Origin of the sequence: Rhizobium sp. SG_E_25_P2 (assembly GCF_029892285.1) — a bacterium.
In the GTDB taxonomy this organism is placed as follows: Bacteria; Pseudomonadota; Alphaproteobacteria; order Rhizobiales; family Rhizobiaceae; genus Rhizobium_E.
In genome coordinates this window covers 184,848-197,612 of record NZ_JARXVM010000005.1, presented here as the reverse complement: position 1 = coordinate 197,612, position 12,765 = coordinate 184,848, and the positions used below count along the sequence as shown (strand labels likewise).

At 61.3% G+C, this 12,765-nt stretch carries 13 protein-coding genes; 8 read left to right on the top strand and 5 right to left on the bottom strand.

Annotated elements, in window-relative coordinates:
* The first annotated feature begins 35 nt into the window (after positions 1-35).
* Positions 36-1,031: a transporter gene (locus tag M2360_RS09760; protein WP_280774800.1), complete on the top strand. Its 996-nt coding sequence runs from the start codon at positions 36-38 to the stop codon at positions 1,029-1,031.
* A gap of 4 nt (positions 1,032-1,035) precedes the next feature.
* On the opposite strand, the gene M2360_RS09755 is transcribed toward M2360_RS09760, so the two are convergent.
* On the bottom strand, positions 1,036-1,629 hold the full coding sequence (locus M2360_RS09755; protein ID WP_280774799.1) for a short chain dehydrogenase: 594 nt from the start codon (positions 1,627-1,629) through the stop codon (positions 1,036-1,038).
* 212 nt (positions 1,630-1,841) lie between these two features.
* Here M2360_RS09755 and M2360_RS09750 point away from each other — a divergent pair, with 212 nt between their 5' ends.
* From M2360_RS09750 to M2360_RS09725, 6 genes are all read left to right on the top strand, one after another.
* Entirely contained in the window at positions 1,842-2,351 is a 510-nt protein-coding gene (locus M2360_RS09750; protein WP_280774797.1) for a cupin domain-containing protein, read from the top strand.
* Between the two features lie 73 nt (positions 2,352-2,424).
* Positions 2,425-3,384: a GH25 family lysozyme gene (locus M2360_RS09745; protein ID WP_280774795.1), complete on the top strand. Its 960-nt coding sequence runs from the start codon at positions 2,425-2,427 to the stop codon at positions 3,382-3,384.
* A 118-nt stretch (positions 3,385-3,502) separates the two neighbouring features.
* Entirely contained in the window at positions 3,503-4,105 is a 603-nt protein-coding gene (locus M2360_RS09740) for a DUF6656 family protein (RefSeq protein WP_280774934.1), read from the top strand.
* A 64-nt stretch (positions 4,106-4,169) separates the two neighbouring features.
* Positions 4,170-5,141 (top strand): L-threonylcarbamoyladenylate synthase, encoded by a 972-nt coding sequence (locus M2360_RS09735; RefSeq protein ID WP_280774793.1) that lies wholly within the window; start codon positions 4,170-4,172, stop codon positions 5,139-5,141.
* 26 nt (positions 5,142-5,167) lie between these two features.
* Positions 5,168-6,589, top strand: a complete 1,422-nt coding sequence (locus M2360_RS09730) for an FAD-binding oxidoreductase (RefSeq protein ID WP_280774792.1) — start codon at positions 5,168-5,170, stop codon at positions 6,587-6,589.
* Positions 6,586-6,987 carry a winged helix-turn-helix domain-containing protein gene (locus M2360_RS09725; RefSeq protein ID WP_280774789.1) on the top strand — a complete coding sequence of 134 codons (402 nt, stop codon included), beginning with the start codon at positions 6,586-6,588 and terminating at the stop codon, positions 6,985-6,987. Before M2360_RS09730 ends, M2360_RS09725 begins: the two co-directional genes overlap by 4 nt.
* On the opposite strand, the gene modC is transcribed toward M2360_RS09725, so the two are convergent.
* The 4 genes from modC to M2360_RS09705 form a co-directional block, all read right to left on the bottom strand.
* Complete coding sequence (gene modC, locus M2360_RS09720) at positions 6,972-8,051, bottom strand: molybdenum ABC transporter ATP-binding protein (RefSeq protein ID WP_280774788.1); 1,080 nt, start codon at positions 8,049-8,051, stop codon at positions 6,972-6,974. The two genes, M2360_RS09725 and modC, sit on opposite strands and share 16 nt — an antisense overlap.
* On the bottom strand, positions 8,048-8,740 hold the full coding sequence (gene modB, locus M2360_RS09715; protein ID WP_280774785.1) for a molybdate ABC transporter permease subunit: 693 nt from the start codon (positions 8,738-8,740) through the stop codon (positions 8,048-8,050). The genes modC and modB overlap by 4 nt, the downstream gene beginning before the upstream one ends.
* A 7-nt stretch (positions 8,741-8,747) precedes the next feature.
* Complete coding sequence (gene modA / locus M2360_RS09710) at positions 8,748-9,542, bottom strand: molybdate ABC transporter substrate-binding protein (protein ID WP_280774784.1); 795 nt, start codon at positions 9,540-9,542, stop codon at positions 8,748-8,750.
* A gap of 115 nt (positions 9,543-9,657) precedes the next feature.
* The gene (locus M2360_RS09705) at positions 9,658-11,826 is read right to left on the bottom strand and encodes a DUF1217 domain-containing protein (protein ID WP_280774782.1); all 2,169 of its coding nucleotides are present in this window, start codon (positions 11,824-11,826) and stop codon (positions 9,658-9,660) included.
* Positions 11,827-12,159: 333 nt separating this feature from the next.
* On the opposite strand from M2360_RS09705, the gene M2360_RS09700 reads away from it, so the two are divergent.
* Positions 12,160-12,726: a DUF6101 family protein gene (locus tag M2360_RS09700; RefSeq protein ID WP_280774780.1), complete on the top strand. Its 567-nt coding sequence runs from the start codon at positions 12,160-12,162 to the stop codon at positions 12,724-12,726.
* Positions 12,727-12,765 lie beyond the last annotated feature (39 nt).

Genomic DNA, 12,765 nt, shown 5'->3' with positions numbered 1-12,765 from the left:
GGCAAAGTTTCGGACAGAAGGACGTCGCTGACAGCATGGAGCTTCCCGTCTCCACCATTCCCGGTTTCGTCTGGGCGACACGTTTTGAGCCGCAGTCAGGCGCGAGCCTGAGATTGCCGCCGGACACCCATCTAGAGGCGCTTTTATCGCAACCCGGCTTTCTCTGGCTGCATCTGGGCCTGTCGGATGCCCGCGTGCCGCATCTTCTCGAAGGCATACAAGGCCTGCCATCCGAGGCCGTGCAGGCGCTGACGAGCAGAGACGCGCATGCGACGCTATCGGTGTCGCCGGAGATCGTCTGCGGCACGATCATCGACCTGCAGCGGGGCTTTGACGAAATGACCTCGGAAATCGGCTGGCTGCATTTCGCCATCACCGACAAGATGATCATCACCACCAGGCTGCATCCGCTGCGCAGCATCGACCGGGCGCGCCAAGCGCTGGAGAAGAACAGCGCCCGCGTCTCAGGTCCGATGGATGTGTTTTCGACGCTGGTGATCGAATTCCAGCGCACGGTGATGGCCATGGCGCAGGAGATCAACGACGAACTCAACCGCATCGAGGATTTCGTCTATGAAAACGCCGAGCGTGACGAGCGCCACCGGCTGGCCCCGGCCCGGCGCTCGATCGTCAAGCTCTATCGCCACCTGCGCACCGAACTGGCGCTGCTCCGCCGCGCCGCCGCCTCAGACGACGACGAGGCGCCCGACGGCTTTCAGGAAATCGCCCAGAAGCTGACCGAGCGGATCGAGGTGGTCGAGCGCGATGTGTTTTCGCTGCAGGAACGGGCGCGGCTCCTGCATGAAGATATCGATTCCCGCGCGCAGGCCGAAACCAATCGCCACCTCTATATCCTGTCGCTGCTGACCGCCTTCCTGATGCCGCCGACGCTGGTCACTGGCTTTTTCGGCATGAACACCGAAAACCTGCCCTTCGCTCATACCGAAGGCGGCACCTTCTTTGCGGGAGTGCTGATCACGCTGTCTATCGGCGCCGCCTGGATGCTGCTTCGGCGGGCGAGGATCTTGTAAGGGCTCAGACCCGATAGACCTGCCCGGTCTGGGCGCCTTCGACGCTTTTCGAATAAGCAAGCGCGGCGTCGGCCACGGGGACCGGCTTGTAGCCGCGGAAGAACGGGCCGTAGCCTTCCATGGATTCCTCAAACACGGTCGGGCTGATCGCATTGATGCGGATTCCGCGCGGCAGTTCGATGGCTGCGGCCTTCACGAAGGAATCGATCGCGCCATTGACCAGGCTGGCGCTGGAGCCGGCGCGGATCGGGTCGTGACCGAGAATGCCGGAGATGAGCGTGAACGAGCCGCCGTCGCGAACATAAGGGGTCCCTTCGAGCACCAGATTGACCTGGCCCATCAGCTTGTCCTTGACGCCAACCGCCATCAGGTCGGCTGTCATGTCCTTGAGCGGGCCGAAATGCACCTTGCCGGCGGCGGAGACCACTGCATCGACCTCGCCGACCGTCTTGAACATCGCCCGAATGCTGTCGACATCCTTGACGTCGACTTTTACGTCGCCATTGCGCGAGGCGGAAATCACCTCATGGCGCGCCGACAATTCGCGCGCCACGGCTGAGCCGAGCACGCCGCTCGCGCCGATCACCAAAATCTTCATGCCGGTCTCTCCCTATGCATAACCTTCGTCTGTCTCATCGGTACCCAAACGCGCCGACGGGGGCAAGGTGGCCCGTTTCGGAACAGCAGACCGGCAAACACGCGATACTGACCCAAAAGAACGCCAACCGGCTAAAACTTTAGCGACCTCATCAAAGGTTCCGCGAGGATTTTGTGCGATGACGGTTTCATCGGGAGAAAGGGAATTTGAACATGGCTCAGGCGAGTACAGGCACATTGAAAGCGCTTGACGGTTCGTTCGTGGCGGGACGCCCGGAGGATGTGACGCTTGAAGACGCCCCCATCAATCCGGCATGGATTGTCTCGGGCGCCCCCCGAGCGCGGGCAGGTCTGCATTCGCCCAGCGTCGACGGCCGAGCAGAGACCAAGATCTGGGAATGCAGCGCCGGGAGCTTCTGGTGGACGTTCCATGACGAGGAGACGGTGGTCATTCTCGAAGGCGCGGTGCGGGTGACGACGGAGGACAGCGCGACGCGCGTGTTGAAAGCGGGCGACATCGCCTATTTCGCCCAAGGCAGCCGCGCGCTGTGGGAGATCGACGATTATGTCCGGAAGATCGCCTTCTGCCGCCGCAAATATTCGGCCCAGGTTCTTCTTCTTCGCACCATGCTCGGCAAGTTGAAGCGAAAGAGCGTTCCCTATATCCTTCCGCCCGCCATCGTCGGTTCGATGGCGCTGATGATGACGCCCGACTTTTTCTGAAGCCGGTCGCATTCTCACCACTTGTTAACCTTACTGGCGCACGCTTTGCTTTCAACAAACCGGCAAGGCGAGCATGAACCTATTTCGAGCAATCACCCTGGCGACAGCCCTTCTGGCAGGCCTTCCCGCCGCGCGAGCGGCCGATGACGAGCCCTGGAAGGACCCTCGAAAGGCGATCGTGCTCGACGCTTACGAGTTGAACATTCTCGACTGGGAAAAGCTGGTCGCCAACAAGCGCATCGCCGGCTTCATCTCGAAGGCGTCCGATGGTTTGCCGGAAGTCTATGATTGCTCCAAGCCGCATAAGGGCGACACGGCGGCGCATTGCAAGACGATGTGGCGCAAATATGCGGTCAGCCGGGAACTCTACCAGACCCGCAGGCTGCTCGCGCGGCAGAACGGATTGCTGTGGGGCGCCTATCATCTGGCCCGGCCCGGCAACCCGATCGACCAGGCCAATCACTTTCTCGATTACGCCCGCCCCGCGCCCGACGATCTCATGGCGCTCGACATCGAAGGCCTCGACACCGAAAAATACATGTCGCTCGAGGACGCCGAGATCTTCGCCCGCCATATCAAGGCGCGCACCGGGCGCTATCCCGTGCTTTACACCAATCACGATACCGCGAAATTGATCGCGCTGAAACGTGAGGAGCATCCGCTGCTGTCGCGCCTGCCGCTGTGGTATGCGCGCTACAAGCCGGAGATCAAGGGCGTATTCCCGATGGGCCATTGGGAAAACTATTTCCTCTGGCAATTCTCCTCGATCGCCAATTGCGACGAAAAAGCCTGCCCGATGCGCATCGACGGCGCGCAGGAAGATATCGACGTCAATTCCGCTGGAGGCGACCGGGCGACGCTCGCCCGCGCCTGGAGCCGCGGCGAACTTCTGCCGGAACGGCCGCCCGTGCTGCAATATCTGGTCAGCGCCAAGGGCGCGCTCGGCGTGAGCCATATCGGTGGGGCGAGCTTTACGCTCTCTGGTGGCGAGCAGGCGGCTTCGGAAACCGAGACAGCGCAATATTTTCGTTGAGTTTCACGGCCTTGGGGCAAGCCTCGCGTAATCATGCGCCTCTAGCCTGCAAGCAAGTGAGAGAGCGTAGAGCGAGCGAATGCAAGCCCAGGAACAACCGACATCCAAGACCGAAATGATTGCGCAACTGCGATATTTCGAGGAAAAGAAGAAGGAGGAGCAGGCTCCCAAGAAGCCGACCGTCCATTCCGATTTCCTGCGGACCGGTCGCATCGACCGCAACCGTCCCAGCTGGGACGGCGTACAGAAACGTTACCTGAGCTATGAGGAAGTGGCCGAACGCGCCGGCAAGCAATTGACGACGGCCGGCGAACGCACGCATGAGCGGCTGAACGGCTTTCACCGCTCGATCCGGTTCCCTAAGCTGGTTTTCCATCGCACGCTCAAGGGAACGCCGCATCTCGGCTATTGCCACGTTACCGCCGCCAAGACCAGTTTCGCGGAATTCAAGGACGTGAAATGGGCCTTCTACATCGCCAATTTCTTCGCCGATATCGAGGTCGAGCATCTGACCTTCGAGAAGATCAACATGCGCGCCGAACGCATGTATTTCGCCGTCGCCGTGGAGAAGGACGAGGACCAGCAGAAGCTGACCATCAACACCAGTGTGCGCGGCAATGGCCTGCTGTTCCGCACGCAGGATCCCAAAGTGGCGTTTAAGAATGTGCTGATGCTGGGCGCCAAGCAAGATCAGTTGCGCCGGATCATCCGCGCGCTCTGAAGACTGCCAACTTGGCAAGCCGCTCTGCCCGCGCTATAGGCGAGGCCTGACGAAAGACGGCTTCATGGCGGACATTATCGACATTGAGACACATAAGGACGCGGCGCTCGCCCGCGCCGTCGAGATCCTGTCTTCTGGCGAGCCGATAGCCATGCCCACCGAAACCGTCTATGGGCTGGCCGCCGACGCCACCAATCCCGACGCCATCGCCCGCATCTATGAGGTCAAGGGACGGCCGCGCTTTAACCCGCTGATCGCCCATGTCGCCGATCTCGCCATGGCCGAGCGCCACGCCCATTTCGATTCGCTGTCGCGAAAGCTGGCCGAAGCGTTCTGGCCCGGGCCGCTCACGCTGGTGCTGCCGCTGAAGGCGGACAGCGACATCCATGATCTCTGCACCGCAGGCCTGCCGACCGTGGGTCTACGCTGCCCGCGCGGTTTCGCCAGTGAGCTGATCGCCTCCTATGGCAAGCCGCTCGCCGCGCCCTCGGCCAATCGTTCGGGGCGGATCAGCCCGACCTCCGCCGCCCATGTGGCTGATGATCTCGGCGACCGGATCAAGCTTGTGCTCGATGGCGGCTCGGCGGCGGTCGGCGTCGAAAGCACCATCGTCAAGATCGAAGGCGGCGAAGCCAAGCTGTTGCGGCCTGGCGGGCTCGACGCAGCCGAGATCGAAGCCGTGCTCGGCGTGCAGCTCATTCGCGCCGATCATGGCGCGGCGATCGAAGCGCCGGGCATGCTGGCCTCGCATTATGCGCCTGATGTTGGCGTGCGCCTCGACGTGGATTGCGTCAGGCCCGGCGAGGCGCTGATCAATTTTGCAGGCCAGGACATCGCCGGCCGTGACATGGCCGTAGAAGAATTGGATCTCAGCCCGCGTGGCGACCTGCGCGAAGCGGCCGCCAATCTGTTCGCGATGATGAAGCAGGCGGATGCGTTGGCGCCCGCAGCCATCGTGTTCGCCCCGATCCCGATGGATGGTCTGGGCGAGGCGATCAACGACCGGCTTTCAAGAGCGGCGGCTCCCAAAAGCTGAACAGTCAGAGGCCAGAAGGACAAGGCATGCTCGACCAGACGCTTCTCAACCGGTTCATGGCCATTGTCGGCGAGGCATATGCGATTACCGACCAGTCCGAAATCGCCCCGCATCTGAAAGAGACCCGTGGCCTCTATTTCGGCGCCTCCCCTCTCCTGCTCAAGCCCGGCACTGTCGAGGAAGTCTCGGCGATCATGGCGCTCGCCAGCGAGACCGGCACGCCGATCGTGCCGCAATCGGGCAATACTGGCCATGTCGGCGGCCAGACGCCGCGTGAAGGCGGCGCCGACGTGCTTCTGTCGCTGGCGCGGCTCAATCGCATCCGTGACGTGGACGCAGCCGCCAATACGATGACTGTTGATGCAGGCTGCATTCTCCAGACCATTCAGGAGGAAGCGGCGTGCCATGAGCGACTGTTTCCGCTGTCGCTGGGCTCGCAGGGCTCCTGCCAGATCGGCGGCAATCTCTCCACCAATGCCGGCGGCACGCAGGTGCTGGCCTATGGCAATATGCGCCAGCTCTGCCTGGGGCTCGAAGTGGTGCTGCCGACCGGGGAAATCTGGAACGGGCTGCGCAAGCTGAAAAAAGACAATACCGGTTACGACCTGCGCGACCTGTTCATTGGCGCCGAGGGCACGCTTGGCGTGATCACCGGAGCGGTGTTGAAGCTGTTTCCGCGCCCGCGCGGCCATCAGGTCGCATTTGCCGGGCTCAACAGCGCCGAGGCAGCGCTCTCGCTGTTCGAACGAGCGTCGGCGATCTGCGGCTCCTCGCTGACCGGTTTTGAGCTGATGGCGCGGATTGGCGTCGAGTTCACCGTCAAGCATATCCCAGGCGTCCGCGAGCCACTGTCAGACGCCTATCCGTGGTATGCGCTGATCGACATTTCGACTTCGGACAGCGCCGAGGCTGCGGAGACGATGATGCACAGTCTGATGGAGGAGGCCTTCGAGGCGGGGCTCGTCCGGGATGCCGCCATCGCAGCCTCCAGCCAACAAGCGCGCGATTTCTGGAGGCTGCGCGAAAGCATGTCCAACGCCCAGAAGCCCGAGGGCGGCTCGATCAAGCATGACGTGTCGGTGCCGGTGTCGGCCATTCCCGCCTTCATGGCGAAGGCGGAACAGGCTGTGATGGATGCCATTCCCGGTGCGCGGATCTGCGCTTTCGGCCATCTCGGCGACGGCAACATCCATTACAACATTTCCCAGCCGATCGGCGCCGACAAGCAGGCCTTCATCGACAGGTGGCGCGAGATCAACGCCATCGTGCATGCGCTGGTGTTGGATTTCGGCGGCTCGATCTCGGCCGAGCACGGCATTGGGCAATTGAAGCGCGATGAATTGGCGGAGATCCGCTCCGACATCGAGATCGACCTGATGCGGCGGATCAAGAAGGCGTTCGACCCGGCGTTGATCATGAACCCCGACAAGGTGATCCGGACGCCATGACGGGCCGCATTCGCACCAATTTGCGGTTCACCTTTCCCGGTGGCGCGCCGCTGAGCCACGGCAAGGCGCAACTGATGGAGTTGATCCGCGAGACCGGTTCGATCCGCCAGGCGGCGCAGCGCATGGACATGTCCTATCGGCGCGGCTGGCTGCTGGCGGATGAGCTCAACCATCTGTTCATCGAGCCCGTAATCGCCACCAAGCATGGCGGCAAATCCGGCGGCGGCGCTGCGCTGACGCCGTTCGGCGAAGAACTGCTCACCCGTTTCCGGGCGATGGAGGCCCGCACGGCGGAGGCGCTGCGCGGCGATCTCGCCTGGATGGAAGTTAATATGCGAGTGGATGAGGCTGAAACAGAGGCGGCCCCCGCATCCGACTCCGATCAGCCTTCGCGATAGATCCCCGCGCCTTCCACCGTCACCGCCTTGAAGATGGCGTGGATGACGTCTCCCGGCGCAAGCTCCAATCGCTCAGCGGAAAGAAGCGTGATCCGGGCCAGAAGCGTCTGACTATTGCAATCCAGTGTCACGAGAACCTGCCGTCCCTCGGTGGACATCTTTCTGACAAAGCAGGGCAGGATATTGAGCGCGCTCAATCCCACCGGCCGCGACTGCGACAGCACAACGTCAGTGGCGGGAATGCGGAGCCGCAGCATGGCCCCGATGGGAGCTGCGACCTGCTGGATGGTGATCAGATGCGCGCCGATCTCGGCGATGCTGACGCCGTAATAGGGATCGTGACCGACCAGACGCGCCTCGATGACCGCCTGCGGCGCCAGCGGTTCAGTCAGCCCACTCACCCCCGCCAGCACCTCCCCCGGCGCACCCACTGCCATCACCTGGCCCTCGTCAAGCAGCACGATCCGGTTCGCCAGTCGCGCCACCTCCTCCACGGAATGGCTGACATAAACGATCGGGATGCCGAACTCGTCGCGGATGCGCTCGATATAAGGCAGGATTTCAGCCTTGCGCGCCCGGTCGAGCGCCGACAGCGGCTCGTCCATCAGGATCAGTCGCGGATTGGAGAGAAGAGCGCGCCCTATGGCGATGCGCTGCTTTTCCCCACCCGAGAGCGTGGCCGGCCGCTGCGCCAACAGCCGCGAGACGCCGAGAAGTTCGATAACATCGCTTTCGCTGATCCGGCTCTTGCCGCGCGAAAAAAACCGGCCATAAAGCAGGTTCTGGCGGGCGGTGAGATGCGGAAACAACAGGCTTTCCTGGAAGACATAGCCGATCCGGCGGCGATGCGGCGGCGTGAACAGGCCGCGTCCGGCGTCGCTCCAGACCGTGTCGCCGACACGGATGACGCCGTGATCGGGGCGCGTCAGTCCGGCCAGCATGCGCACCAGCGTGGTCTTGCCCGATCCCGACGCGCCGAACAACGCCGTCAGTCCGCCCTCGGCGGAAAACTGCGCGGACAGCGCGAAATCGCCCTGGCGATGGCGGATATCCACCTCGATCATGGCCGGGCTCCCAAGCGGACGGCAATGAGGCGCGAGACATAGCCCGAGAGAAAGATCGCCAGCATGCTGAGCGCGATGGAGAGAAGCGTCAGACGAAAAGCCTGCGGCTCGCCGTCGGGATCCTGAAGCGCGGTATGGATGGCGGAGGCCAGCGTCTGAGTCTCTCCGGGAATGGCGGAGACGAAGGTGATGGTGGCGCCGAACTCGCCCAGCGACCGGGCAAAGGCGATCACCACGCCGGCGATAATGCCGGGAAGACAGAGCGGCAAGGTGACGGTCAGGAACACCCAGAACGGAGAAGCGCCCAGCGTGCGGGCCGCCTGCTCCAACCGCCCATCAATGGCTTCCATGGAAATGCGGATCGCCTGAACGAGAAGCGGGAAGCCCATGACGGCGGCGGCGAGCGCCGCCCCGGTCCAGCGAAACGACAGGACGATGCCCAGACTTTCCAGCGCTGAGCCGAACACGCCTTTGCGGCCGAACGCGATCAGCAGCAGATAGCCGGTGACCACGGGTGGCAGGACCAGCGGCAGGGTCACCAGACCCGACAACAGGGTCTTGCCCCAGAAATCACGCCGCGACAGCAGATAGGCAACGGCTATGCCCAGCGGCAGACTGAGCGTGACGGCCAGCGCCGCCACTTTCAGGCTCAAGACAATCGCAACCCATTCTTCATCCGAAAACGCCATGCGCCAATCATGACCCGGCGAGAACGGTAAATCCAGCCTGTTTGAAGATCGCCTGGGCCTCCGCACCAGTCAGGAAAGACAGGAAATCCTGGGTCGACGGGTTGGTCGCGTGGGCGATCGGCGCGATCGGATAGATGATCGGCGCATGGCTTTCTTCCGGGAAGACGCCGACGACCTTGACGCCCGCTTCGGCTTTGGCGTCGGTCTCGTAGACGATGCCGAGGGGCGCTTCGCCGCGCGCCACGAGCTGCAGGGCAGCGCGAACATTATCGGCGGCGGCGACTTTCGGCTCAATGGCCTTCCAGACTCCGTAATAGTCCAGCGCCTCGCGGCCATATTTGCCGGCCGGCACGCTTTTCGGCTCGCCCATGGCTATGCGTCCGTCGCCAAGCGCCTCGGCCAACGGGAAATTCTGGCCGATGGTCAGCGGCTTGGAGAAATCGGGCGCGCCCACCAGCACCAGGCGGTTGCCAAGCAGCTTGACCACCTGCTCCTTGTTCACCGCGCCCTTGTCGACCAGATAGGTCATCCATTTCAGGTCCGCTGACAGAAAGAGATCGGCCGGCGCACCGGCTTCAATCTGCTTGGCCAGCGCCGAACTGGCGGCGAAGGAAATGGCGACCTTCACCCCGGTCTTGCTTTGATAGAGCTGGGCAGCCTTGTCGAGCGAGCCCTTGAGACTGGCGGCGGCAAACACCGTCAGGCTTTTCGCCTGCTCGGCCAATGCCGCGCCGCCTCCCGCCATTGCCACCATCGCGGCGATAAACGCGCTCAAGACATTCCGTCGCAACATCCGTTCCATCTCCCTCTCGTGATATCCAAATGGATATATCGATGATCGGCACGACGCAATCGGAATCTTGCCATCCCATGGAGCACGGTTCAGTCTGCGGGCTTTATGCGGGAGTGAAACGCGATCAGCTGTTTCTGAGCTGCGCGATCGACAGCAGCGTGTCCGCGCTGATCGACGACGACGAATTGCTGAAGAGGCTGACCACCGAATTGCTGCTCGTATCGTTTTGCAGATCATACATGGCCGCAAAACGGGTGATGAATTTCTGCAGCTCTTCGGGATCCTGGAGCTCTTCGAAATCCATGTATTTCTCGACCAGCGCGCTCTGCTTGTCGATGTCCATCGAGGACATTTCCGTCGGCAGTTGGTAGGCGGTCCGGAATACTTCGAGCAGCGCCTTGTCGCCGAGAATGTCGTAGGCCGTGTTGACGCTCGGGAACATGCGTTGGAAATACAGCGCGAGCTGGGCGCCGACGCTACCTGCCCCCGTCTCGTCTTCCAGGCTTTCCTGGAGATAGAGATATTCGGTGGTCAGCCGGCCATGCTCGTCCTGCACGCCAGGCGTCTTTGCGGCAATACCACCATCCTCGGTGAAATTGAACATTGAGGCGATCTCCACGAAGCGGTGATCGGTCTGCTGATTGGCGAAACTGTCTGGATCCGACAGATCCGAGGTCATGACCTGCTTGAGGAAATCCTTGCTGACATCCTTGGGATCAAGCCCATAGGCTTCGAGCACGATGTCGGTCAGGCGCGTGTCCGCGAGGAAGTCGTCGCGATTGGTGATCGTCTGCATGGTCTTGGTGTAATAGCTGGCCTCCTCGGTGGCCTTTTCTTTCTCATCGTCATTGCCGAAACGCGTCTTGCGAACGACATAGTCCTTGGCGATCTGCTGGAGATTGGCCTGGGATTGCGCCAGATTGGGCGCCTCCATATTGCCCTCGGCATCGAAGTTGAAGGCTTCCGTCAACGCCTGGAACCGCTTGTCCTTGTTGGCGCTCGCGAAACTCGTGGGATCGGAGAGTTCGCTAGTCAGCGCCTTCTCGATGTCGGTCTTTTTCGTCGCGCCGTCGAAACCGAAGGCGGACAACACGAAATCATAGAGCTTGGGGGTGCCTTCAAGATCGTCCACGCTCTCAACGGTGCTGATCGTCCGCCGATAATAGTCGTAGAGATCGTCGTCGGTCTGCTGCTGTGTGTCGTCATAACCGATGAGATAACCCGCTGACGTTTCCGTAAGCTGGCTGGCCGTCTGGGCCCCATCAGTTCCCTTGATCGCGCCGTCCGTGTCGAAATTGAAGGCGGCCGCCACCTTTTCATATTTCGCGCCGCCCATCGTGGTGGCGTAATTGGCGGGATCCGACAGGTCTGATGTCAGGATATTCTTGAGCGTGCTGCGCAGCGTCACGTCCTGCAAACCATAGGCATTGCGGACATAGTCAAACATACGGCTGTCGTTGACGAGTTCGTCGACCGAGGTGATCGTCCCGATCTTGGTCTCGTAATATTCCTTGTTGAGCGTTGCGAGCGCCGGCGTCGTGCGGCCGGGCACCGTGCTCGTATAGGCGAACATCGTATCGGCGGTTTGATCCGCAGTCTGAGCGGCAACCCCGCTGTCGAGCGCGCCCGAGGCGTTGAAATTGAAGGCCTTGGCCATCGCCTGGTAGTTCCTGCGATCAGCCGTGGTCAACTGGTTGACGAAGCTCGCGGGATCGTCAACATCGCTGGTCAACACCTTAGTGAGGAAGTCTTTGCTCCAATAGGGGGAGTCCACCCCATAGGCCTTGAGCGCGTAGTCGCGCAGGCCCGAATTGTCGAGCAGATCATCGACCGTCTTCACCTCCGAAATCGCCGATTTGTAATAGGCGTTGGCGGCGGCGGTCTCTTCGTTGGTCTTGTCGATCTCGTCCTGATAGGAGTCGATCACGCCGTCGATCTGGTTGCTGGTCTGGACAATGGGCGCATCATTGCTCGAAAATTTGAAGGCGGCGGCAAAATCTCGATATTTCTGATCGGCCAGCTTGTTGGCGAAAGAGTTGTCGTCGGTGAGGTCGCTGTTCAGCACCTTCTTCATGAAGGCGGAGGCATATGTCATGTCCTCAAGACCATAGGCCTTCATGGCGTAGGAATAGAGGCGGTAATCATCGACGAACTCGTCGACGGTTTTCACCTTGCCGATATTCTCCTGATAATACTGCGCCTCGCGCGAGGTCGCGGCGTCGCTCTTCACACGGTCGAGACTGGCCTTGTAGTTCCGATTGACGTTTTCGTAGGTGAGAAAAGTGGAGACCATGACAGACCCTTCGCGCGCGCCTTCTGATTGTCTCACAGAGTTCTTATCTGAAACTTACCGGTGATTATGAGGTCCCAAGACACCAGTCGATAGCCGCTGTCGATTGCTTTACAAATCGTCGACAGATCCGGAGAAATTGAAGCGCAAGCGTAAACCCGGATGAAACCAATTCAGGTGGGCAATTGCTAACCATCTGTCACAACAAAGGTTTTTTAACCAGAGTTTTTAAGTCGGCTAAAACAGACGCCGCCTATTCTGACCCCATCAAAGAGGACGCAAAGTCCCAACGCAGAGAAGAGCAGAAGCTCTCAAGCTAAAACAGGGTCAAGAAAAATGCCGAACACCGTCATGCAACCGTCCTGGGCCACCGATGTCCTGAGGCTCGATCCGGGCCTGTTTCCCCAACAGCTGACCTATGAAGTGGCCAGCGCAGAAGACAAAGTGACTGTGACGCTCGACGAGCGCGGCGCAGTCATGCGGCGCATGTTGACCGGTAGCGGCTTGCCGCTCACCATCGCCCTGCCGTCCCGCGTCTTCGCCGGCGTCGCCGCCCGCGCCATTGATCATGGCAATGGCGAAGTCACCGTCACGCTGGAACTGCACCACACTGATCCCAATTTCTGCGTGCCGCTGCTTGTCGCCCATGACCTCTACGACATCGCCGCAGATTGGCGAGCCTGGTCGGAAGCCTATCGCATCCCGATGCTGATGGTCGAGGCCGACGGTGTGGCGCGGCAGTTGGATGATCACTTGTTGAACGTCGCTGCGCGCTCGGCAAAGCCGCGCCGTCGCCATTCCTATTTCGCCAGCCGCCGCCCCCGTTTCCTGGTGCGCCGCAAGACCGGCGATCTCGGCGTGAGCATGAAAATTCAGGGCCGCGAGATCTTCGCCCGCGACTGATACAGCCCCGGCCGTGAAATGGCGCCTTTCGGCGCCATT

Bases quoted from the DNA above. Each gene is read 5' to 3' on its own strand.
- M2360_RS09760 (WP_280774800.1), top strand. From the start codon at position 36: ATGGAGCTTCCCGTCTCCACCATTCCCGGTTTCGTCTGGGCGACACGT.
- M2360_RS09755 (WP_280774799.1), bottom strand. From the start codon at position 1,629: ATGAAGATTTTGGTGATCGGCGCGAGCGGCGTGCTCGGCTCAGCCGTG.
- M2360_RS09750 (WP_280774797.1), top strand. From the start codon at position 1,842: ATGGCTCAGGCGAGTACAGGCACATTGAAAGCGCTTGACGGTTCGTTC.
- M2360_RS09745 (WP_280774795.1), top strand. From the start codon at position 2,425: ATGAACCTATTTCGAGCAATCACCCTGGCGACAGCCCTTCTGGCAGGC.
- M2360_RS09735 (WP_280774793.1), top strand. From the start codon at position 4,170: ATGGCGGACATTATCGACATTGAGACACATAAGGACGCGGCGCTCGCC.
- M2360_RS09730 (WP_280774792.1), top strand. From the start codon at position 5,168: ATGCTCGACCAGACGCTTCTCAACCGGTTCATGGCCATTGTCGGCGAG.
- M2360_RS09725 (WP_280774789.1), top strand. From the start codon at position 6,586: ATGACGGGCCGCATTCGCACCAATTTGCGGTTCACCTTTCCCGGTGGC.
- modC (WP_280774788.1), bottom strand. From the start codon at position 8,051: ATGATCGAGGTGGATATCCGCCATCGCCAGGGCGATTTCGCGCTGTCC.
- modB (WP_280774785.1), bottom strand. From the start codon at position 8,740: ATGGCGTTTTCGGATGAAGAATGGGTTGCGATTGTCTTGAGCCTGAAA.
- modA (WP_280774784.1), bottom strand. From the start codon at position 9,542: ATGGAACGGATGTTGCGACGGAATGTCTTGAGCGCGTTTATCGCCGCG.
- M2360_RS09705 (WP_280774782.1), bottom strand. From the start codon at position 11,826: ATGGTCTCCACTTTTCTCACCTACGAAAACGTCAATCGGAACTACAAG.
- M2360_RS09700 (WP_280774780.1), top strand. From the start codon at position 12,160: ATGCCGAACACCGTCATGCAACCGTCCTGGGCCACCGATGTCCTGAGG.